Here is a 22,015-nt window from a genome sequence, read left to right as displayed (position 1 = left end):
TCGTTTTGCAGATTTTGCGGATGATGTTCTTAAAGGCTTGGAAAACTTACCGGCCGAGCCTTTTGGACCACGGCCGGTCCGGGGGATCTGCGCAAATCAACTGGAGCGCAACGGCGGCGACAATTCGCGCATCAAGAGTTCGAGCTCGCGCTGATCGCCGGTACCGGTCTTGTCGAAGATCGTTGCCAGCTGCGACTTGACGGTGCCATCCGAGACGCCGCCGGCCGCGGCGATTTCCTTTCGCGTCAGGCCGGCGGCAACGTGACCGGCGACGCGCCTCTCTGCCGCGGTCAGTCCGAACAGCGCCGCAATGGCGTCCAGCGCCGGGATTGGTGCCGAACCGGCCGCGGCGATGAAGATCGCCGCGGCGGCGCGCTGCGAGATACGCGCCGAGATTTCACGCCGCGCCAGCGGCATCACATGGGCCACCGCCGGAACGGCCGTCTTGGCCAGCGGAATGTTGATGCCGCAAGGTCCGAGCGCGAATTCGTCGCGCGTGCCGAGCTGGACGGCACGGCCGATCGCGGCATTGGCGTTGGCATAGGTGAAGGAAAGCTGTCCGCGCACGCAAGCGACCGAGATGTTTTCGGCGAGCAGCGCTTCGGCTGTCGGGTTGGCGAAGATGATGGTCATGTCTTCGGCGACGATCAGCACGGGATGGTCAAGGCTTTCGATGATGGAACGGAAGATTTCGGCCTTGCGCCGCTCCGCCTCGAACAGGTCGCCGATGGTCACCGCGCGCCGCACATGCGGCGCCAGCAGGCAGACAAGCTCGAGATCCTCGCGGGAAATCTGGCGTCTGTCCTTGTCGGTCACCACCATTAGCGTGCCGATCCGGGTCGGCCGCTTCATCAACGCCACCCAGAAGAAATCGTCCAGCCGGTTGGGTTGCACCCATTCGCGCACGATGCGGCTTTCGAGCCATCTCTGTCGCGTATCTGGACCTTGCAGGGCGTAGATCGAATCGACGGTGAATGGCACGTCGATCTCCATCTTGGGAACCGCCGCGTAGAACGGCACTTGCGAGCCGTAGTCATGCTTCAACGGCTCAAGAACTGCGGGATCGCCGCAAGACACCGAAAACCGCGCGGAACTGCTGATCGTGTCGATGACGGCGAGCATGGCAAGCTGGCCTTCCGCCAGGCTGCAGATGGCCTCGAGTGTCGCTTGCCAGCGGCCGACGTCGGCAATCGAATCGTAGATCGCCTCAACGACCTGCGGCAATGCGCGACCGGCCGTGCCCGCCAGCGATGACATGAGCCCCTCTCATTTGCCGCCCTTGAGGCGACGAAGCATCAATTCCTAGAATAACGCTGCGTAAGGTTGCCAACAACCCATTTCATCCGCTTCGCGCGGTCGCGAGGATCGCATGAATGTATCGCTTGCCCGCCAGCCATTTGCTTGTCGGTTGCGGCAAGACCCTTGCCTTCGCAATGCCGTGACGCCATAAGCAGGAACAGGCGCCGCGAGGACTTGCTACAAGGACTTGCCACGAGGATTTGGATGAAAACTTTCCTTCTGCAGTTTTTCACCTGGTGGAACAGCCAGACGCTGGGAACGCGCTTCCACACCTGGCGGCACGGCAAGATGGTCGGGCAGGACGAGGTCGGCAACGTCTACTACGAGGGCGGCGTCGATTCGGAAGGCCGCACCCGCCGCTGGGTCATCTACCGCGACTATTCGGAAGCCTCGGCGATTCCGCCCGGCTGGCATGGCTGGATCCATCACCGTGTCGACGTTGCGCCGCCAACGGAAGACTACAAGCCCCGCGACTGGCAAAAGCCGCATGTGCCGAACCTCACCGGCAGCCCCGCAGCCTATCGCCCGAAGGGCTCGGTGCTGACCAACCAGCATCGTCCGCAGGTGACGGGCGACTACGACGCCTGGACGCCCGGTTCGTGATCGATCGCCGCGACACGCGCGCGGTTCCCACAGGCACCGTCCCCACGGGCGCGGTCCTTTGTCGCCACAATTGCTGTTTAGCTGTTTGCTGATCCGACAGCAGCAACTAGCCTTGGCGTTAAGAGAATCACCCGGGCGCAAACCACCGGACCTTGCATGAGCATGTTCAGCCGAATTTTGACGGGCGGATCAACCGCGGTCGTTCTCGCTTCTATGGTGGCGCTTGCTGCTGCGCAGGAGTTGGCGCCGCCTGCGCCGGACGCGTCGGTGGCACCCGCAGCACCCGCAGTATCCGAGCGCATCACCAATCCCGTCGCTGAATTCGCCGGCATCGACAAGATCACCGGCCGGATCATCACCTTCGACGTCTATATCGACGAGACGGTGCAATTCGGCGCTTTGCAGGTGACGCCGCGCATCTGCTATTCGCGGCCGGAAAACGAAGAGCCGAAGACGGATTCGTTCGTCGAGGTCGACGAGATCACGCTCGACCGGAAAATCCGCCGTATCTTCACCGGCTGGATGTTTGCCGAAAGCCCCGGGATCAACGCCGTCGAGCACGCCGTCTATGATATCTGGCTGAAGGGCTGCAAGCAGAAGTCCGACGTGCCGGCACCCGCTGCCCCCAAAACCAACTAGAACCTGTCAGCGCGGCGGATACGGCGTCTTGCGGAACCGCCTTGTTGTCCGAGCGTTGGGGCTTCTCTAGGGAGGAGGTTGCCATGATGATGGCCAACAAAAGCGAGCTTCTCGACATCGAAAAGGGATTCTGGACCGGCGACGCCGACTATTTCAAGGCCAACGCCGACACCGAATGCCTGGTGGCCTTCCCGCAGATGGCGCGGGTGATGAGCAACGCCGATCTGGCCAAAACCGCGACGGAGCCGAAGCGCTGGCGCGAGCTCGACATCGACCTCAAGGGCATCATCGAGCCCGGCAGCGACATCGTCATGCTGACCTACGAGGCGCGTGCGACCCGGCAAAATGGCGAAGCCTATGCAGCACTGGTCAGTACCGGCTATGTCCACCGCGTCAATGGCTGGAAGATGATGTTCCATGCACAGACACCGCTGGTGACGGCGACCAAGGGCTGACCGGCCGGTAGAGCAATTCCAGGAAAAGTGTGAACGGTTTTCCGTGCGGAATTGCGTCAAAACACAAAATAGACCGGTTCGGCGTTTCCGTGAAACGATGAACCGTTCTAGATCACGGAAAAAACACAGCCTCGCCCTTTAGCGCCTCGGCCAGCATCTTCTCGTACTTGCCACGTGGCACGTCGATTGCGCCGAAACGTTTGAGATGCTCGGTCGTGAACTGCGTATCGAGCAGCGCAAAGCCGCGCGCCTTCAGGCGCTCGACCAGATGAACCAGACAGGCCTTCGAGGCGTCGGTCTCCCTGGCAAACATGCTCTCGCCGAAGAACACCCGGCCGAGCGACACCCCGTAGAGCCCGCCGACCAGCCGGTCGTCGTGCCAGGCCTCGACCGAATGGCAATGGCCCATCCGATGCAGCTCGACATAGGCTTCGCGGATTGGTGCGTTGATCCAGGTCGACCGCCGTTCCTCGCGTCTTTCGGCGCAGGCGTCGATCGTCGCCTCGAAATCGAAATCGATGCGGAATTCGAACAGATCCTTGCGGATCGTCTTCCTCAGGCTCTTCGGGATGTGGAAACCGTCGAGCGGAATGATGCCGCGCGTCTCCGGCCGCACCCAGAACACCTCGGGGTCATTGGCATTTTCGGCCATCGGGAAGACGCCGGAGGCATAGGCTTTGAGCAACAGGTCGGTCGGGATGCGATAGCCGGGTGCGTAGGGGCGGGTCATCGCGTCGCCCCTGAGTCACTCGCCTTTGGCCAGATATTTTTCCAGCCAGTGGATGTCGTAGTCGCCATTGGCGATGTCGGCGTTGCCGACGAGGTCGCGAAACAGCGGCAGCGTGGTCTTGATGCCGTCGACCACGAATTCATCGAGCGCGCGTCGCAGCCGCATCATGCACTCGACGCGGTTGCGGCCGTGCACGATCAGCTTGCCGATCAGGCTGTCGTAGTAGGGCGGGATCTTGTAGCCGGAATAGACGCCGGAATCGACGCGGATGCCGAGGCCGCCTGGCGTGTGGAAGTGGGTGATGGTGCCCGGCGAGGGGGTGAAGGTGCGCGGATCCTCGGCATTGATGCGGCATTCGATAGCATGGCCGTGGAAGCGGATATCTTCCTGGCGCACCGAAAGCCCGCCGCCCGAGGCGACGCGGATCTGCTCGTGCACGAGGTCGATGCCGGTAATCGCCTCGGTCACCGGATGTTCGACCTGCAGGCGCGTGTTCATCTCGATGAAATAGAACTCGCCGTTCTCATAAAGGAATTCGATGGTGCCGGCGCCGGAATAGCCGAGATCGGCGATCGCCTTGGCGCAGACGCCGCCAATATGTGCGCGCTCCTCGGCATTGAGCGCCGGCGAGGGCGCTTCTTCCCAGACCTTCTGGTGGCGGCGCTGCAGCGAGCAGTCGCGCTCGCCGAAATGCACGCCGCGCCCGGCGCCGTCGCCGAACACCTGCACTTCGATATGGCGCGGCTTCTGCAGATACTTCTCGATATAGACGGCGTCGTCGCCGAAGGCGGCGCCCGCCTCCGAGCGTGCCGTCTGCAGCGCCACCTCGAGGTCGGCCTCGCTATGCGCCACTTTCATGCCGCGCCCGCCGCCGCCGGCCGACGCCTTGATGATCACGGGGTAGCCGATCTCGGCGGCAATGCGCTTGGCCTCCTTTTCCTCGGTGACCGCGCCGTCGGAGCCGGGTACCACGGGAATGCCGAGGCGCTTTGCGGTGCGCTTGGCCTCGATCTTGTCGCCCATGATGCGGATATGGTCGCCGGTCGGGCCGATGAAGGTGATGTTGTGCGCGGCGAGGATGTCGGCGAACTTGGCATTCTCCGACAAAAAACCGTAGCCGGGATGCACCGCGTCGGCGCCCGTGATCTCGCAGGCGGCGACGATCTGGTGGATGTTGAGATAGGAGTCGCGCGACGGCGGCGGGCCGATGCAGACGCTCTCGTCGGCGAGACGCACATGCATGGCGTCGGCGTCGGCGGTCGAATGCACCACCACCGTCTGGATGCCAAGCTCCTTGCAGGCGCGCAGCACCCTGAGGGCAATTTCGCCGCGATTGGCGATGAGGATTTTCTGGAACATCTTTCGCCTGTTCCCGGCTCTACTCGATCACGACGAGCGGCATGCCGTATTCGACCGGCTGCGCATCTTCGAACAGGATCGCCGTCACCATGCCGGCGCGCGGCGAGGGGATCTGGTTCATCGTCTTCATCGCCTCGATGATCAGCAGCGTCTGGCCTTCCTTGACCTTCTGGCCGATTTCGATGAACGGCTTGGCGTCGGGCGACGGTGCCAGATAGGCGGTGCCGACCATTGGCGAGGCGACGGCGTTCTTCGACACGTCGGGCGTCGCCGGCGCGGCCGCTGCCGCAGGCTGCGCTGCTGCCGGGGCATAGGCTGGCGGCGCTGCGGCGATCGCATGGACGGCCGGCGCCTGCCGCGAGACGCGCACCTTCAGATCGCCCAGCTCGACCTCGATCTCAGTGAGGTTGGTGTCGTTCAGTATGCCCGCCAGGTCGCGGATCAGCTGCTGGTCAACACCGTTCTTCTTTATCGACATTTTCGAGCCTTCTGTTTGTTGGCCGGTCATAGGCGTGCAGCCAGCGCCTGCAGCGCCAGCGTGTAGCCGAGCGGCCCGAACCCGCAGATCATGCCGACAGCGACCGGCGCGACCATGGAGACGTGGCGGAATGGTTCCCGCGCGTGGATGTTGGAGAGATGCACCTCAGCGACCGGCAGCGGCGCGACGGCGCGGATGGCATCGTGAATGGCGATCGAGGTGTGGCCGTAGGCGCCTGGATTGATGACGATTGCGGCGGCCTTCTCGGCGGCCTCGTGGATCCAGTCGACGAGGTCGCCCTCATGGTTCGACTGGCGGAAATCGATCTCCAGCCCAAGTGCGGCACCCGCCTGCTTGCAGTCGTCGGCGATCGCCGCAAGCGTCTTGCCGCCATAGATGCCCGGCTCGCGCTTGCCGAGCGCGTTGAGATTGGGGCCGTTCAGGACGAAAACCGTTTTCAAAAAATGCCGACCTTTCCCGGCGCGGCTAAGCCGGCGCGCCGGACCCTCTATAATGGGCATAGACGCTGGCGAAAAGAGCGCAAGTGCGTTCTTTCGCCGTCCACAACAGCCGGAAAACGGCCCGCGCCGGAAACCCGCAGCCTGATCGAAACCCGAACGCTAATCAGAGTGCGGCCTTCGCCGCCTCGATCTTTTCGGCCAGCACTTCCTGGCCGAGCGCGCCGAACACAACCTCGTTGCCGACGACATAGGACGGCGTTCCGGTGATGGCGAGCTTGGTGGCAAGATCATAGGTCTTGGAGAAGGCCTCAGTGATGCTCGGGTCCTTCATCTTTTCGCGCAGCGCCGCCTCGTCGGCGCCGAGCGACAGCGCCACCTTGATTGCCGCCGCCTCGGTGGCGCGCCCCTGGCCGCCGAGCAGCGCGTTGTGGAATTCGCCGTATTTCTCCGGCTTCATCAAGTGGAAGGCCATCGAGACGACGCTCGCCTTCTGCGAATCAGGGCCGAGGATCGGGAATTCCTTGAGCACGAAACGCAGGTCCGGATCGGCCTTGGTCAGCGCGCGCATGTCATCGATGGCGCGTTTGCAGTAACCGCAATTGTAATCGTAGAACTCGACGATTGTGACCTTGCCGTTCGGATTGCCGACAACGCCGTCGAAGGCGGAGTTGAAAATCTGGTCCTTGGCGTCTTTGATGACGCCGAGACTGGCGACGCGCTGTTCTTCCTTCTGCTTGGCCTCGAGCGCCTGCTGGGCTTCCAGAAGCACTTCCGGGTTCTTCAGCAGATAGTCGCGGACGATGCCTTCGACTTCGGTGCGGTCGAGCTTGGTTTCCGAGGACGCCGTCTGGACAAGCTGCGCCGTGCCGGCCTTCGCCGTCTGCGGACTTCCGGCGACGAAGCCGAACGCCAGCATGGCGAGGGCGGCTGCCACTCCGGTAGTGCCCAGCAGAATTGCCTTGGTCATGATCCTCGATCCTCTAGCCTGTGTTCGGGTCCGCTCGGTTCGGCTGTGTCGCAGCGTGCGTCCGAAAGGTTCACTTCTTCTTACCTGATGGTGCGTAGTTTATAATGTCCTGCGCGCGAAGCCAGCCCGGCTCGCCCCGCTTCATGCTCTGCTGCGCCCGCATGGCGAAGATCTTCGCATTCTTGTAGTCGCCGGAATAGAAATGCCCTTCGGCGGTTGCAAGCTCGGCCGCCGGGATGTTGCCGAGTTCGCCATAGGCCTGTGCCAGATAGCGGTATCCGGCGGCGTTTTCGCGATCCCGCCCGAGGCCCGTGTTGATCTGCGCCACCGCCTTCTTCAGCGAATCCGGCGTGCCGATAGCCATCAGCGCCTGGCCGTACGAGACCGGCAGCAGCCCGGATCGCGCCGGATCGAGGCTGACCGACCTGGCATAGGCGTCCGCCGCATCCTTCGGCCTGTTCGCCTTCATCAGGATGTCGCCGCGCAATTCCTGGAAATAGGGATTTTTCGGCTGTTCCTTGATCAGTGCGCTGGTCTTGGTGAGCGCCGAGGCCAGATTGCCGAAGAGATAGGTCATCTGCGCGTCGCCATAGCGCGAGGCGAGGCTGCCGGGGTTCTTGCGCATCAATCGCGACGCGGCGGCCTGTCCTTGCATATAGGCGGCGATCTTGATGCGCATCATGTCGTGGCGCTGCTGCAGTGTCGGTGGGTCGACCTTGTCGAGGTAAGGGCTCTGCTTCACCAGCACTTCGAGATTGGCGATACGCTCCTGCGGCATCGGATGGCTGATCTTGTAGGGATCGACTTGGGCGCCCGAGAGCGACAATGCGTTCTGGAAACGGCTGAACGTCTTCAGCATGCCCATGCCGGACTGGCCGGTAGCATTGAGATAAGCGATTGCCGAGCGGTCGGCGGTCATCTCTTCGGTGCGCTGATAGGCGAGGATACTGCGTTGCGCCATCTCGCCGCCGCCGGCCATCACGCCCATGCCGGCCCCAGCAAGGCCGCGGCTATTGCTGGTGGCGCCGGCCACCATGGCGCCGGCGCCAAGCAGCGTCGCCAGGATTGCCATCGTCTTGGCGCGCTCGAGCTGTTCGCGCAACTTTTGCTGGTGTCCGCCGGCGATATGGCCGGCCTCGTGGGCGATGACCCCGATGATCTCGTTGGGCGTTTCGGCTGTCATCAGCGCGCCGGTGTTGATGAACATGCGGCGGCCAGCAACAAAGGCGTTGAAGCTCTGGTCGTTGACCAGCACGATGTTGATGGCGTCGCCCGATAAGCCGGCCGCTTTGAAGATCGGCCGTGCGTAATCCCGCACCAGCGCCTCGATCTCGGCATCGCGTACCACCGGCACATTCTGCGCAAACGCGCTGACCGAGCCAGCCATGGCTAGCACCGCGGCAAGCGAAAGCGTTGCGAAGGCGCGCGCTGTCCTGGCGATCGTCGATCTGGGTCGGCTTAACATGGCAGGTCCACTGGTAGACGAGCGGGCGAAGGATGAAAAGTCGGCACCTTAAAACTTACCGAACTTGTGATCCCCACATCAATCGGGCATTTGTGCGGCGCGGCCTGCATGGCCGGCACGTGCGGACAAGTGTGGTGGGTTGAAAAATGGTTGTTTCGCTTTCGCGCCGCGGCGCCGTCGAGCCGTTCCACGCCATGGACATCCTGGCCGAGGCGAATCGGCTGAAGGCCAAGGGCGTGCCGGTCGTTTCCATGGCAGTCGGCCAGCCGTCCGACCCGGCACCGGCCGGGGTTCGCGAAGCGGCGGCGAGCGCCTTGAAAGCAGGCCGCATCGGCTATACCGACGCGCTGGGCCTCGCCGGCCTGCGCAAGGCAATCGCGGCCCATTATGGCGAGCATTACGGGCTTGACGTGCCGCCCGAGCGGGTAGCCGTTACCACCGGATCGTCGGCTGCCTTCAACCTTGCCTTCCTGGCGATGTTCGATCCGGGCGACCGCGTCGCCATCGCCGCGCCGGGCTATCCGGCCTATCGCAACATCATGGCTGCGCTCGGCATCGACATCGCCGAGATCGAGCTCGACGGCGCCGCCTATCTTCATGCCGAGCACCTGAAAGCCGCGCACCGCGAAAAACCGCTGAAGGGCGCGCTGTTCGCCAGCCCGGCCAATCCGACTGGCGCGGTGATTCCCGCCGGCGATCTCGAGGCGCTGGTCAAGATGGCGCACGAGCTCGGCATCGCCGTGATCTCAGACGAAATATACCACCGGCTGGCCTATGCGGCGCCCGACACGACGGCGCTGTCTTTCGGCGCGGACGTGACGGTGATCAATTCCTTCTCGAAATATTATTGCATGACCGGCTGGCGCATCGGCTGGATGGTGCTGCCGCAGGATTTGGTGCGGCCGATCGAGCGCATCGCCCAGAGCCTCTACATCTCGCCGCCCGAACTGTCCCAGATTGCCGCGATCGAGGCGTTCAAGGCGACAGAAGAGCTGGAAGCGGTGAAGGCGCGCTATGCCTGGAACCGCGAGCTCCTGATGCAACGCCTGCCGGAGCTCGGCTTTGCTTTGGCCGCGCCCATGGACGGCGCGTTCTACGCCTTCTGCGACGTCACCAGGCACACCAACGACAGCATGGCGTTCGCGCGCAGGATGCTGGCGGAGGCGCATGTGGCGGCGACACCCGGCCGCGATTTCGATCCGCTGCAGGGCCATCGCACGATGCGCTTTTCCTACGCCGGCAGCCACGACGACATGGTCGAGGCGATGGCGCGTATCGAACGCTGGCTGAAGTAGCGGGGACGACGATGCCGGAGCTTGAACAGGCGGCGCAACGCGGACAGGTGCTCCAGCTTGAACAGGCGCCCCAGCTTGAACAGGCACTGCGCGAGGTTGCCGCCGAAATGGCGGAGCGTGCCGATCGCGGCGACGTTGCCAGCTATATTCCGCAGCTGAGCAAGATCGACCCGAAAAAATTCGGCATTGCCGCGGTGACCAATGACGGCCGCGTGCTGACCGCGGGCGACGCCGACGAGGCATTTTCGATCCAGAGCATCTCAAAGGTATTCACGCTGACGCTGGCGCTCGGCAATGTCGGCGACGCGCTATGGCAACGGGTCGGACGCGAACCGTCGGGCAATCCGTTCAACTCGATCGTCCAGCTCGAGCACGAGAACGGCATTCCGCGCAATCCGTTCATCAATGCCGGCGCCATCGTCGTTTCAGACATCCTGCTTGCCGGCCATCAGCCGCGCGAGGCGATCGGCGAGATCCTGCGCTTCATCCAGTTCCTGGCCGATGACGACACGATCATCATCGATCGCGAGGTCGCGGCGTCCGAACGTGCCACCGGCTTTCGCAATTTTGCGCTTGCCAATTACATGAAATCGTTCGGTAATCTCAATCACGCGCCGGAACTGGCGCTGGGCGTTTATTTCCACCATTGCGCGATCGCCATGAGCTGCCGGCAACTCGCCCTGGCCGGGCGCTTTCTCGCCAATGGCGGCAACAATCCGGCGACCGGGCATTCCGTCGTCTCGGCCGAGCGCGCCCGCCGCATCGGCGCGATGATGCTGACCTGCGGCCATTATGACGGCTCCGGCGACTTCGCTTTCCGTGTCGGCATTCCCGGCAAGAGCGGCGTTGGCGGCGGCATATTGGGGATCGTGCCGGGCGTCGCCTCGCTTGCGGTGTGGTCGCCTGGCCTCAATGCCAATGGCAATTCCAGGCTGGGCTCGATCGCGCTGGAGAAACTGGCGAAGATGATGAACTGGTCGATCTTCGCGCCATAGTGCCTGTCGCCTGGAATTGGCACGAAGAAATCCCGCGCAGCCAGTCGGCAGCGCGGGATTCTTTTAATCAGAAAGTCTGGCTAATACACGGAAAGCTTAGAAAAAGCCCTTCCGCTGCCACCAGCCGGCACGCTTCGGCTTGTCCTCGGCCTTTGCTTCCTCGGTCTTTGCCTCGTCGGGGACGATCGAGGAGACGACCGGCACGACCGGAGCATCCACCGGTGCGGGTTTGCGCCGCGACGGCCGGGCTTTCGGCGTTTCCTTGCCAGCCGCCACTTCGGTCTCCTGCCGAACCGGCGCAGCGGTCTCGCCGGAAGCCACCGCCGCGGCTTCGGCGGCCGATGTCTCGGCGCCCGCAATCTCGGCAACTGCTTCCGCCGCGGCCTTCTTCGGCTTGGCGGCACGGCGCGGCTTCTTCGGCTTTTCGGCGCTCGGCGTGTCGTCGTTCGCCGGAGCACGCACCGCAAGCTCTTCGGCAGGCGGCGCACCTTCCGGCTCGCCAGTCACCGGCTCTGCTTCCGATACGGCACCTTCTGTCATGCCGGCCGGCTCGCCGGCGCTGGCTTCGACGCCGTCCTCACCGTCTTCACGGCGATTGCGCTTGCCGCCGCGCTTGCCGCGCCGGCGCTTCTTGCCGTGACCGTCGTCCGCCGCTTCCGCAGTTTCGGCAACCCCGGCCGGCGCTTCACGTTCCGCTTCGGCGCCTTGATCGCCGGCGGCTACGAGGGCGTCGTCCGTCGGCGCCGAAACGGAAGCACCTTCCCCGGCAGCGGCCTGTTCACGATCCCCGTGTTCACGATCCCCGTGTTCGCGATCCTTGCCGCCGCGCCGTCTGCGGCGCTTGCGGCGCTTGCGATCGCGGCCTTCGCCGTCCTCGCCGGACCTTGGCTGCTGCGGCTGCTGGGCAGGGCGTGGCTGCTCAGCCTGCACCGGTGCCTCCTCTTCCTCCTCGATGACGATCTCGTCCTCGGGTTCTTCCGGCTCGACATAGGCCGGGAACGTGCGGGCCTCGACAAAGCCTTCCGGCTTTTCGGCCAGCGCGCCGCGGAAGATGGCATAGTGTTGTGCACCGACCGTGTCATCGGCTTCGATGGTGATGGTCACGCCGAAGCGGTGCTCGAATTCCACCAGCGTGCCGCGCTTGTGATTGAGCACATAGAGCGCGGTCGCTGCCGGCGTCCGCACCGTGATGTGGCTGCGCGAATCCTTGAGCAGGAATTCCTCGATTGCCCGCACCACCATCAGCGCAACCGACGAATCGGAGCGCACATGGCCGGTGCCGCCGCAATGCGGGCAAGGCTTCATCGTCGATTCCAGCACGCTGGCACGGATGCGCTGACGCGACATTTCCATCAGCCCGAAATGCGAGATGCGGCCGACCTGGATGCGGGCGCGGTCGTTCTTCAGGTGATCCTTCAGCCGCTTCTCGACGGAGCGGTTGTTGCGGTTCTCCTCCATGTCGATGAAGTCGATGACGATCAGGCCGGCGAGATCGCGTAGCCTCAATTGCCGGGCGACTTCCTCGGCGGCTTCCAGATTGGTGTGAAGCGCGGTGTCCTCGATCGAGTGCTCCTTGGTGGAACGGCCCGAATTGACGTCGATGGCGACCAGCGCTTCCGTCTGGTTGATGATGATGTAGCCGCCGCTCTTCAGCGTCACCTGCGGCTGCAGCATGCGGTCGAGCTGTGCTTCGATGCCGTTGCGCACAAAGATCGGCGTCGTATCGCGGAACGGCTGTACCACCTTGGCGTGGCTCGGCATCAGCATGCGCATGAAATCCTTGGCCTCGCGGTAGCCTTCTTCGCCGGAAACCAGGATCTCGTCGATATCCTTGTTGTAGAGGTCGCGCACCGACCGCTTGATCAGGCTGCCTTCCTCATAAACCAGGGCAGGGGCCGTGGATTGAAGCGTCAGATTGCGGACATTTTCCCAAAGCCGCATCAAATATTCGTAGTCGCGCTTGATCTCTGCCTTGGTGCGGCTTTCGCCGGCCGTACGCAGGATGACGCCCATGCCTTGCGGCACTTCGAGATCGGCGACCACTTCCTTCAGCCGCTTGCGGTCCTGCGCATTGGTGATCTTGCGCGAAATGCCGCCGCCGCGCGCCGTGTTCGGCATCAGCACCGAATAGCGGCCGGCCAGCGACAGGTAGGTGGTCAGCGCTGCACCCTTGTTGCCGCGCTCTTCCTTGACGACCTGCACCAGCAGGATCTGCCGGCGCTTGATCACTTCCTGGATCTTGTACTGGCGGCGCACCGGCTTGCGGCGGTTGCGCACTTCTTCCAGCGCGTCTTCGGCGCCGACCGATTCGACCTCGTGATCGTCCGAATGCGAGGATTGCACCTCCTCCAGCATGCCGCGATCATTGTCTTCGGACGTCGCTTCGCCGCTCGTCTCGGCCCCGCCTGTCTCGACCTCCCTTGTCTCTACTTGCGGGACGGCTTCCGAGATTACGTCGGCGTCGACGCTGGCAGCGATGGAACTGGATCCGCCTTCGGACGGCTCGGTCTCGCCGCTATCGGCGACTTCATCACTCTGTCCGGCGGCATCCTCGCTCTGTCCGACAGTATCGGACATGGTGTCGCCGCCGTCGGCAGCGGCATCCAGGTTCTCTGCGACGGCATCTTCGCCGCTCTCGCCATTCTCACCGTCGGACGCGCCTGCCTCGCGCCTGTGCTCGCCGCGGTCGCGGCTCTTGCCGCCACGCCGGCGTCCGCGCTTGCCGCGGTCGCGGCTCTGGCGGTCGTCGCCCTCGGCGGCTTCCTCGTCCTCTTCGTCCTGGGCTTCCTGTGCTTCCGCACGCAGCAGCGCCTGACGGTCGGCGACCGGAATCTGGTAATAGTCGGGGTGTATTTCACTGAAGGCGAGGAAACCGTGACGGTTACCGCCATATTCGACGAAGGCTGCCTGGAGGGAAGGTTCGACGCGCGTTACGCGGGCGAGATAGATGTTTCCTTTGAGCTGCTTCTTGTCCTGGGATTCAAAGTCGAATTCTTCAATACGGTTACCGCGAACGACGACAACGCGTGTTTCCTCCGGGTGGGAGGCGTCTATCAGCATTTTGTTGGGCATTATTTCGTTTCCCCCCGGCAGCCGTCGGCCGCAGCTTGCGGGGCAATGCCCGCTGCCGTGGACCTGGAACATGGGTGCCGGACAATTGAACGTCCGCCGGCCGCTGCCTGAGCGCCATGGCGGTGCCGCCCGCAGCCGTAGTGGCGCGGTTTGTTGCGGACCTTTCCATGATTGCGCTTGAAGCCATCGTAACCAGCAGAACCTTTTGAACCAAAGCCCGGGAAAAACCGGACCAGCTTGTTTGCTCATACAGAGCCGGCACGGGACAATCCCGGCCGTTTTGCTCACGCAGGCGATTCCCCCGCCACGGGAGCACGCCTGCGAAAATCGTCGCGATCACCGATGCCTTCTTCGCCTGAAGCGAAAGGAGCCGTCTTGCGTCTGACCTGTAGCAGGAAGCTGCGGAGGAGGACGGTTCCAGGATTGCAGTGATCCACCATCGCTTTTATGATTTGGCGGGTTGGAAGGCAACCCCGATTCCCGACGCCGGCAAAAAGCCGTTCCGCAACGGAAGCCCAGGTTCCAAGCCTTCCATGAAAAGGCTTGGTTAACCTTCTCTGGATACCAATCGTTAATCGAGTTCGCGGCCTGCCGGCACTTTGACCGGCACTTTGACAAGCAATAGGGCACTTTGACGAACGATCGGGCATGACGCCAAACAGGAGCGACTGGTAGAAAGATGGGACTGGCAGGCTTCGCAGACAAGGGCCGTCATCATGGAGGCTGGTTGTTCCGCACCGCCTGCCTGCTGCCGCTGATCCTGGCTTGCCTAGTCTTTCCGCCACTTTCGCGTGCTGCCGACGTACCGATCGGCGCCACAAGCTACAAGATGGCCGGCGATGCCACCAAGATGCGCATCGTCATCAATTTCGACCGCGATCCCGACATCAAATGGTTCCTGCTGCGCGGCCCCAATCGTCTGGTCATCGATCTGCCGGCCACGAGATTCGCCCTAAATGCCAAGGATGTGAAGCCGCGCGGCCTTGTCCGCGCCGTGCGTTACGGCGGACTCGGCGAGGGAAAATCGCGGCTGATTCTCACCGGCAAGGGACCGTTCGCCGTCGACAATCTCGACGTGCTGAAGAACGATGACGGCAGTGGCTACCGCATCGCCATCGACATGTCGGCGGCGTCGCAGCGGGAATTCGATGCAGCGCTCGCCAATCAGGCGCTGACCACCGGCTCGACAGTCTCTGCCGACAAGGCCGGCAGGGTCGGTACCGGGCCGGTCTCCAATCCGGGCCATCGTTTCACCGTCGTCGTCGATCCCGGCCACGGCGGCATCGACGGTGGTGCCGAGGGCCTGAACGGCACTGTCGAGAAGAACGTGACGCTCGCCTTTGCCATGGAACTGCGCGACAAGCTCACCGCCAGCGGCAAATATGACGTGTTCCTGACGCGCGAAACGGACGAGTTCCTGCGGCTCGACGATCGCGTGCGCATTGCTCGCCAGCATGAGGCCGACCTGCTCATCTCGATCCATGCCGACACGATCAGCCTCAAGGGCATTCGCGGCGCAACCGTCTACACCGTGTCCGACAAGGCTTCCGATCCCGAGGCACAGGCGCTTGCCGACCGTGAAAATCTTTCCGACCAGTTCGCTGGCATGGAGATCAAGGACGACAGCAAGGAAGTGACCGATATCCTGATCGACCTGATCCGCCGCGAGACGCATAATTTTTCGATGAGCTTCGCGCACACTCTTGTCGGCCAGCTTTCCACCAGCGTCGGCCTGATCAACAACCCGCAGCGTTCTGCCGGCTTCAAGGTGCTGAAGGCGCCGGACGTTCCGTCCGTGCTGGTCGAACTCGGCTATCTGTCGAACGCCAAGGACGAAGCGCAGTTGCTCAGCGCCGATTGGCGCAACAAGGCGACCCAAAGCATAACCAACGCCGTTGCACTGTTTGCTTCGGCCAAGAGCGGAACGGGGGCCGGAGGCTGAAATGCCCGCCGGCGCCCACAACCTGAGGCAGCGTTGCACGGCGACAACACCCTGTGCTTTTATTTCCGGCATTCGAAACCGAAATTCCACGCTGCCGTATTTTGCCCACATGGTCGCGACATGGCTTTTGCGATTACGGGTTGGGATCGTCCCGAAAGCTTGCGCGAAGGGCGGCTTCGTTTAGGAAATTCCCGAACCAAGGACTGGAGCGGGTATGATTCGTCTCATTGGCTATTTCTTCGGCATCGGCACGACGCTGGCCCTTTTGGTCGCGGCGGGCGTGGCGATCTATATCGGCCATTTGTCGAAGGACCTGCCCGATTACGAGGTGCTGGCCAAATACGAGCCGCCGGTGACGACCCGCATCCACGCGTCGGATGGCGCGCTGATGGCCGAATATGCGCGTGAGCGGCGGCTTTATCTGCCGATTCAGGCGATCCCGGATCGAGTCAAGGCGGCCTTCCTGTCGGCCGAGGACAAGAACTTTTACAATCATCCCGGCATCGACGTGACCGGCCTTGGCCGCGCCATTGTCGTCAACCTGCAGAATCTTGGCTCGGGAAAGCGCCAGGTCGGCGCCTCGACCATCACCCAGCAGGTGGCGAAGAACTTCCTGTTGTCTTCAGACCAGACCTACGAGCGCAAGATCAAGGAGATGATCCTCGCCTTCCGCATCGAGCAGGCCTATTCGAAGGATCGCATTCTCGAGCTCTATCTCAACGAGATTTTCTTCGGTTTCGGTGCCTATGGCGTCGCCGGTGCTGCGCTCACCTATTTCGACAAATCGGTGAACGAGCTCACCGTGGCCGAGGCTGCCTATCTTGCCTCTCTGCCGAAGGGGCCGAACAACTATCATCCCTTCAAGCATGCCGATCGCGCCTTGGAGCGCCGCAACTGGGTCATCGACCAGATGGTCGAGAACGGTTACGTCACCCATGAAGAAGGCGAGAAGGCCAAGGCCGAGCCGCTCGGCGTCACGCCGCGCCGCACCGGCAACTATCTCTTCGCCGGGGAATATTTCACCGAGGAAGTGCGTCGCCAGATCATCGCGCGCTACGGCGAGAATGCGCTCTACGAGGGCGGCCTTTCCGTCCGTACCACGCTCGATCCGAAGATGCAGTTGATTGCCCGCAAGGCCATGCAGAACGGTCTCATGAAGTTCGATACGCTGCGCGGCTACCGCGGGCCGGTCACGAGCATCGATGTTTCCGGCGACTGGGGCGTGCCGCTGGGCAACGTCAAGCGACTGGAGGACGTGCCGGAATGGTCGCTTGCCGTCGTGCTCGATAGCTCGGCCACCGGCCTGTCCATCGGCCTGCAGCCGACGCGCCAGATCTCCGGCGAAATCGTCAAGGACCGCCTCGAAGGCACCGTCAGCAAGGAAGACATGAGCTTCGCCATGCGCCACGTGGTCGACGGCAAAACCGTCAAGGCGAAGTCGCCGGCCGACGTGCTGAAGCCGGGCGACGTGATTTTCGTGCAGAGGAACGACGGCTCGGACAACAGCTACAGCTTGCGCCAGGTTCCCGAAGTGGAAGGCGGCCTGATCGCCATGGATCCGCATACCGGACGCGTCCTGGCCATGGTCGGCGGTTTCTCCTATGCGCAGTCGGAGTTCAACCGGGCGACGCAGGCCATGCGCCAGCCGGGGTCGTCGTTCAAGCCGATCGTTTATTCGGCCGCCCTCGACAATGGCTATACGCCCGCCTCTGTGATCATGGACGGGCCGATCACCATCCAGAGCGGCAACACGACCTGGACGCCCAAGAATTACGACGGAACGGTGGCCGGTCCGGCGACCTTGCGCTCCGGCATCGAGAAATCGCGCAATCTGATGACGGTGCGGCTTGCCAACGACATGGGCATGAAACTGGTCGTGGAGTATGCCGAGCGTTTCGGCGTCTACGACCATCTCGCGCCGTATCTGCCGATGGCGCTGGGATCCGGCGAGACGACGGTGATGCGCATGGTATCAGCCTATTCGATCATGGCCAATGGCGGCAAGTCGATCAAGCCATCGCTGATCGACCGCATCCAGGACCGCTACGGCAAGACCGTCTTTAGGCAGGACGAACGCGGCTGCTCAAACTGCAATGCCGCAGAATGGCAGAACCAGCCAGAGCCGGAGTTGGTCGACAATTCCGAGCAGGTGCTCGATCCGATGACCGCCTACCAGATCACATCGATGATGGAGGGCGTCGTTCAACGCGGTACCGGCGCCACCATCAACGAACTCGGCCGTCACATCGCCGGCAAGACCGGAACGACCAATGACGAAAAGGATGCCTGGTTCATCGGCTATACGCCGAACCTCGTTGTCGGCCTTTATATGGGCTACGATCAGCCGAAAGGTCTTGGCAAGGGCGCGACCGGCGGCGGCCTTGCCGCGCCGATCTTCAAGGATTTCATGCGCGTAGCGCTGGACGGCACGCCCAATGTCGACTTCAAGGTTCCCGAAGGCATGAAGCTGATTGCGATCAATCGCAAGACCGGCATGCGGGCCAACGAGGGTGACGCCGGAACCATCATCGAAGCCTTCAAGCCGGGTACCGGTCCCGCCGACAGCTACTGGGTGATCGGCATGGGTGCCGACGGCTCCAACGCCACCGGCGGGGCGCTGTCGCCGCAGGCCAACCAGGCTATCCAGTCGGGCGGCGGCGGGCTCTACTGACAATCGTTACATCCGGTCGGGCCGGCTTGACGATCATGGTCGAGCCGGCCCATCCCGCTTTACAGGGGCCGGTGCTTTACAGGGGACATTGCCGTCCCTATGTATCGCGCCACCAAACCGCCATTCAGCAACAGGACAGAACAGCCAGCCATGCGCGCGGAAACGCAAAATATTGTCGACGAGATCAGGCAGGCGATCACCCTGCTGAGGAGGCATCTTTGACTGGGACCAGGCCATAAAGCGGCTTGAGTACCTGAATGTCCGCGCCGAGGATTCGAGCCTCTGGAACGAGCCGTTGGAAGCGCAAAAGCTGATGCGCGAGCGTCAGGGCCTCGAGGAAGGCATTGCCGCGGTCAAAGGCCTCACCCAGGCTCTGGAAGACAATATCGGCCTGATCGAGCTTGGCGAGGAAGAGGGCGACGAGGGCGTCGTCGCGGAGGCCGAGGCGGCGATCCGCTCGATGCGCGGCGAGGCCAAGGCGCGCCAGATCGAAACGCTGCTGTCGGGCGAGGCGGACGCCAACGATAGCTATCTGGAAGTCCATGCCGGCGCCGGCGGCACCGAAAGCCAGGACTGGGCCTCGATGCTTCTGCGCATGTATACGCGCTGGGCCGAGCGCCGCCGCTTCAAGGTCGAGGTGCTGGAAGTGCATGACGGCGAAGAGGCCGGCATCAAGTCAGCCACGCTGCTGATCAAGGGCCACAACGCCTATGGCTGGCTGAAGACGGAATCCGGCGTGCATCGTCTCGTGCGTATTTCGCCCTATGACAGCAATGCGCGCCGCCACACCTCCTTCGCCAGCGTCTGGGTCTATCCCGTCATCGACGATACGATCGACATCGACGTTTCCGAATCTGACGTCCGTATCGACACGTATCGTTCTTCGGGATCGGGCGGCCAGCATGTCAACACCACCGATTCGGCGGTCCGCATCACCCATCTCGCCACCGGCATCGCGGTTGCCTGCCAGGCGGAGCGCTCCCAGCACAAGAACAAGGCCAAGGCCTGGGAAATGCTGCGCTCGCGGCTTTACGAGGAAGAGCTGAAGAAACGCGAAGCGGTGGCGAACGCCACCGAAGCGTCGAAGAGCGATATTGGCTGGGGCCACCAGATACGGTCCTACGTGCTGCAGCCCTATCAACTGGTGAAAGATCTGCGCACCGGCGTCGAGAGCACCAGCCCGTCGAGCGTGCTCGACGGCGACCTCGACGATTTCATGGAGGCCTCGCTGTCGCAGCGCATCGAGGGTGGCGCCGGAGAAACGGTGGCCGACATCGACTGAAGGCGGGCACCAACCCGGCAATTTCAGTCCATCACGCGAGAGTTACGGCCACGGCGCGAGAGTGACGAGTTCTCAGCTTGAACTTACCTGTCGTTCTACAACTTTGTTTTTCATCGGAATTTCCAAAATCGATTTCCGCTTTTGACGCGAATGCTTCGAGCCTGCCGGTGCCGAGCCCGGAACCACTGCGAGCCGAATTCCGTTATTGGCAACCCTCGCTGCCGGGGGTGATCGTACCAGTCTCGTCAACCCGGCCGGCAGGCTGGTTCCGGCCGCAGAGGTCGGCGTTCGGTTTGCGACAGCAATTCCTTGCGCCGACCAAGGAATCAGCCCAGCATCCAAGCGCTGGGGAGGAAAAAAGCATTTATGGCCGGGCGCGGCGTATCTGCGACCTGACGATCCGGCCACTGGGAAGACACGTTCCGGGAACGGGCAAGCGAGATGCTTGACAACCGTTGATAGGAACTGCGCCCATGCCTGCTCTTACAACCAGACCGGCCCATGCCGTTCACACGGCGCGCCGATTTCTGAATTCCCTTGTCGCGGCAGTGGTTTTGATAGCTGCCGCGATGCCATTCGCGGCGCCTGCTCTGGCGCATGATGCCAAGCCGACCGCGGCGATGCCGCAAGGCTGGAGCTATCCGTTCTCCTGCTGCTCGGGCTATGACTGCCGCGAGGTTGCGCCGATATCTATCGGCGAGCGCCCCGAAGGCTATGTCATCAAGGGGACAGGCGAAGTCGTGGCCTATAGCGACAAGCGCATCAAGAATTCGCCCGACGGCGCATATCACTGGTGCTCGGTCGCCGGCGCCAATGACGGAAAGACCATCTGTCTGTTCGTGCCGCCATCGTCCTATTGATGCATGTCGCCCCCAAAAGCTTGCCCTTGGGCTTGACCCGAGGGTGTGCAGGGTTTTTGGGATCGACACGCCCTCGATTGGGTTACAACACTTTTGAAACTGCGCATTGCAGACGACAGATCTGCTGACGGAGAGTTGTCAGGAGCGTTTCTTTATGGTGCCTTGCCGTAGGGCCGGCGGGCATTGTGAGGGACTAATCCATGACCATCAAGGCAAGCTGCCACTGCAAGGCGACGACGTTCGAGGTTTCGCAAGCGCCGCAGACTGTGACGCGATGCACCTGTTCCTTCTGTTCGAAACGCGGTTCGTTGTGGGCCTATTACACCCCATCGCAATTCAGGCTTACCAGCCCGCCGGAGAATGTTTCGTTCTACCAGTGGGGATCGAAAACCATAAAACACGGTTTTTGCGCCACCTGCGGCTGCGGCACCTTCACCGAGACGCCGGACTGGTCGACAGGCGAGCCGAATTTCGACAATCCGAAGATCAGTGTGAATTCGCGGCTGTTCGATGATTTCGATCTCGACAAGGTCGAAGTGGTGGTCATCGACGGCAAGAATCTCTGGTAGCCGGTCGAACTGCGGTGGTCGCGCGAGCCGCTGCAGGGGTGTGGAATTGAGCCGGGGAAAGCCGCGGCAGCGGCTTTTGCTGGTCCGCTTTTCGCCGCATTTCATGTTACAAGTCGCTGGAAGGGCTGATGCGGTGCGCCGTTGCGCGGCCGTGGAATGGAGAGGGACCACCATATGAAAAAGATTGTGCTCGCCGTCGTGGCGACGGCTGTGCTTGTGAGCGCATGCACCACCGATCCCTACACCGGGGAGCAGAAGGTTTCCAACACCGCTGCCGGCGCCGGTCTGGGAGCGCTGGCGGGTGCCGGGCTTGGTATGCTTGCCGGCGGCAACGACCGCCGCAACGCGCTGATCGGCGCGGGCATCGGTGCGCTTGCCGGCGGCGCCATCGGCGCCACCATGGACCAGAACGAGGCCGAACTGCGCCGGCAGCTTGAGGGCACCGGCGTCAGCGTCACCCGCACCGGCGACCAGATCATCCTCAACATGCCGTCCGACATCACCTTCAACGTCGACCAGGATGCGGTGAGGCCTGGTTTCTATCCGGTGCTGAATTCGGTTGCCCTTGTGCTGAAAAAGTTCCGGCAGACCACCGTCGACGTGTTCGGCCACACCGACTCGACCGGCGGCGACGAGCACAATTTCGACCTGTCGCAGCGCCGCGCTTTGGCGGTCGCCAACTATCTATCGGGACAGGGCGTCGATTCCCGCCGCTTCGCCGTCACCGGCTTCGGCAAGACGCGTCCGATCGCCTCCAACGCGACCGCTGCCGGCCGGGCTCAGAACCGCCGCGTCGAGATCCAGCTGTCGCCGCTCACCTGATGCAAGCGCATGAACCGAGAGCGGCCCCGTACGGGCCGCTCTAATAGTGAT

General features: G+C 62.8%; 19 protein-coding genes. 11 read left to right on the top strand and 8 right to left on the bottom strand.

The window, feature by feature from the left end; all coding sequences use genetic code 11:
- Positions 1-96: 96 nt before the first annotated feature.
- Complete coding sequence (locus NKH01_RS23100) at positions 97-1,257, bottom strand: helix-turn-helix transcriptional regulator (protein ID WP_353022601.1); 1,161 nt, start codon at positions 1,255-1,257, stop codon at positions 97-99.
- A gap of 246 nt (positions 1,258-1,503) precedes the next feature.
- Between NKH01_RS23100 and NKH01_RS23095 the strand changes: the two genes are divergently transcribed.
- The 3 genes from NKH01_RS23095 (at position 1,504) to NKH01_RS23085 (ending at position 2,996) form a co-directional block, all read left to right on the top strand.
- Positions 1,504-1,902 carry an NADH:ubiquinone oxidoreductase subunit NDUFA12 gene (locus NKH01_RS23095; RefSeq protein ID WP_352484551.1) on the top strand — a complete coding sequence of 133 codons (399 nt, stop codon included), beginning with the start codon at positions 1,504-1,506 and terminating at the stop codon, positions 1,900-1,902.
- A 156-nt stretch (positions 1,903-2,058) separates the two neighbouring features.
- Positions 2,059-2,541: a DUF2155 domain-containing protein gene (locus NKH01_RS23090; protein ID WP_023717473.1), complete on the top strand. Its 483-nt coding sequence runs from the start codon at positions 2,059-2,061 to the stop codon at positions 2,539-2,541.
- An 86-nt stretch (positions 2,542-2,627) separates the two neighbouring features.
- Positions 2,628-2,996 carry a hypothetical protein gene (locus NKH01_RS23085; protein ID WP_023717474.1) on the top strand — a complete coding sequence of 123 codons (369 nt, stop codon included), beginning with the start codon at positions 2,628-2,630 and terminating at the stop codon, positions 2,994-2,996.
- A 112-nt stretch (positions 2,997-3,108) separates the two neighbouring features.
- Here NKH01_RS23085 and aat read toward each other — a convergent pair whose 3' ends face one another.
- From aat to NKH01_RS23055, 6 genes are all read right to left on the bottom strand, one after another.
- Positions 3,109-3,726 carry a leucyl/phenylalanyl-tRNA--protein transferase gene (gene aat / locus NKH01_RS23080; RefSeq protein WP_023717475.1) on the bottom strand — a complete coding sequence of 206 codons (618 nt, stop codon included), beginning with the start codon at positions 3,724-3,726 and terminating at the stop codon, positions 3,109-3,111.
- Positions 3,727-3,741: 15 nt separating this feature from the next.
- Positions 3,742-5,085 carry an acetyl-CoA carboxylase biotin carboxylase subunit gene (gene accC, locus NKH01_RS23075; protein ID WP_352484553.1) on the bottom strand — a complete coding sequence of 448 codons (1,344 nt, stop codon included), beginning with the start codon at positions 5,083-5,085 and terminating at the stop codon, positions 3,742-3,744.
- Between the two features lie 19 nt (positions 5,086-5,104).
- On the bottom strand, positions 5,105-5,563 hold the full coding sequence (gene accB, locus NKH01_RS23070; RefSeq protein ID WP_023717477.1) for an acetyl-CoA carboxylase biotin carboxyl carrier protein: 459 nt from the start codon (positions 5,561-5,563) through the stop codon (positions 5,105-5,107).
- Between the two features lie 26 nt (positions 5,564-5,589).
- Complete coding sequence (gene aroQ, locus NKH01_RS23065) at positions 5,590-6,024, bottom strand: type II 3-dehydroquinate dehydratase (protein WP_352484554.1); 435 nt, start codon at positions 6,022-6,024, stop codon at positions 5,590-5,592.
- A 163-nt stretch (positions 6,025-6,187) separates the two neighbouring features.
- Positions 6,188-6,991, bottom strand: coding sequence for a DsbA family protein (locus NKH01_RS23060; RefSeq protein ID WP_023717479.1), 804 nt, complete (start codon positions 6,989-6,991; stop codon positions 6,188-6,190).
- A gap of 70 nt (positions 6,992-7,061) precedes the next feature.
- Positions 7,062-8,456 (bottom strand): M48 family metalloprotease, encoded by a 1,395-nt coding sequence (locus NKH01_RS23055; protein WP_353022596.1) that lies wholly within the window; start codon positions 8,454-8,456, stop codon positions 7,062-7,064.
- Positions 8,457-8,602: 146 nt separating this feature from the next.
- On the opposite strand from NKH01_RS23055, the gene NKH01_RS23050 reads away from it, so the two are divergent.
- Together NKH01_RS23050 and NKH01_RS23045 are read left to right on the top strand one after the other, a co-directional pair.
- Positions 8,603-9,751, top strand: a complete 1,149-nt coding sequence (locus NKH01_RS23050; protein WP_353022594.1) for a pyridoxal phosphate-dependent aminotransferase — start codon at positions 8,603-8,605, stop codon at positions 9,749-9,751.
- 11 nt (positions 9,752-9,762) lie between these two features.
- Positions 9,763-10,746: a glutaminase gene (locus NKH01_RS23045; RefSeq protein WP_353022592.1), complete on the top strand. Its 984-nt coding sequence runs from the start codon at positions 9,763-9,765 to the stop codon at positions 10,744-10,746.
- A 96-nt stretch (positions 10,747-10,842) separates the two neighbouring features.
- Here NKH01_RS23045 and NKH01_RS23040 read toward each other — a convergent pair whose 3' ends face one another.
- Complete coding sequence (locus NKH01_RS23040; protein WP_353022590.1) at positions 10,843-13,818, bottom strand: Rne/Rng family ribonuclease; 2,976 nt, start codon at positions 13,816-13,818, stop codon at positions 10,843-10,845.
- Positions 13,819-14,497: 679 nt separating this feature from the next.
- Here NKH01_RS23040 and NKH01_RS23035 point away from each other — a divergent pair.
- The 6 genes from NKH01_RS23035 (at position 14,498) to NKH01_RS23010 (ending at position 21,964) form a co-directional block, all read left to right on the top strand.
- Positions 14,498-15,760, top strand: coding sequence for an N-acetylmuramoyl-L-alanine amidase (locus NKH01_RS23035; protein WP_023717484.1), 1,263 nt, complete (start codon positions 14,498-14,500; stop codon positions 15,758-15,760).
- 214 nt (positions 15,761-15,974) lie between these two features.
- On the top strand, positions 15,975-18,431 hold the full coding sequence (locus tag NKH01_RS23030) for a penicillin-binding protein 1A (protein WP_023717485.1): 2,457 nt from the start codon (positions 15,975-15,977) through the stop codon (positions 18,429-18,431).
- Positions 18,432-18,581: 150 nt separating this feature from the next.
- Positions 18,582-19,713 (top strand): peptide chain release factor 2 gene (gene prfB, locus NKH01_RS23025; protein ID WP_156948021.1). Its coding sequence is split into 2 segments (ribosomal slippage): positions 18,582-18,647 and positions 18,649-19,713, totalling 1,131 coding nucleotides; the frame shifts between segments, so codons are not numbered across the junction.
- 473 nt (positions 19,714-20,186) lie between these two features.
- Positions 20,187-20,573: a hypothetical protein gene (locus NKH01_RS23020; RefSeq protein WP_023717488.1), complete on the top strand. Its 387-nt coding sequence runs from the start codon at positions 20,187-20,189 to the stop codon at positions 20,571-20,573.
- Positions 20,574-20,773: 200 nt separating this feature from the next.
- A complete protein-coding gene (locus NKH01_RS23015) occupies positions 20,774-21,142 on the top strand; it encodes a GFA family protein (protein ID WP_023679923.1) in 369 nt (122 codons plus the stop codon).
- Positions 21,143-21,316: 174 nt separating this feature from the next.
- Entirely contained in the window at positions 21,317-21,964 is a 648-nt protein-coding gene (locus tag NKH01_RS23010; protein WP_353022587.1) for a YiaD family glycine zipper/OmpA-like lipoprotein, read from the top strand.
- The last annotated feature ends 51 nt before the right edge of the window (positions 21,965-22,015 follow it).

This window comes from Mesorhizobium sp. M1403, assembly GCF_040317695.1.
In the GTDB taxonomy this organism is placed as follows: domain Bacteria; phylum Pseudomonadota; class Alphaproteobacteria; order Rhizobiales; family Rhizobiaceae; genus Mesorhizobium.
Note: the sequence above shows the minus strand (reverse complement) of the source record. Positions and strands in the feature narration are given on the sequence as shown.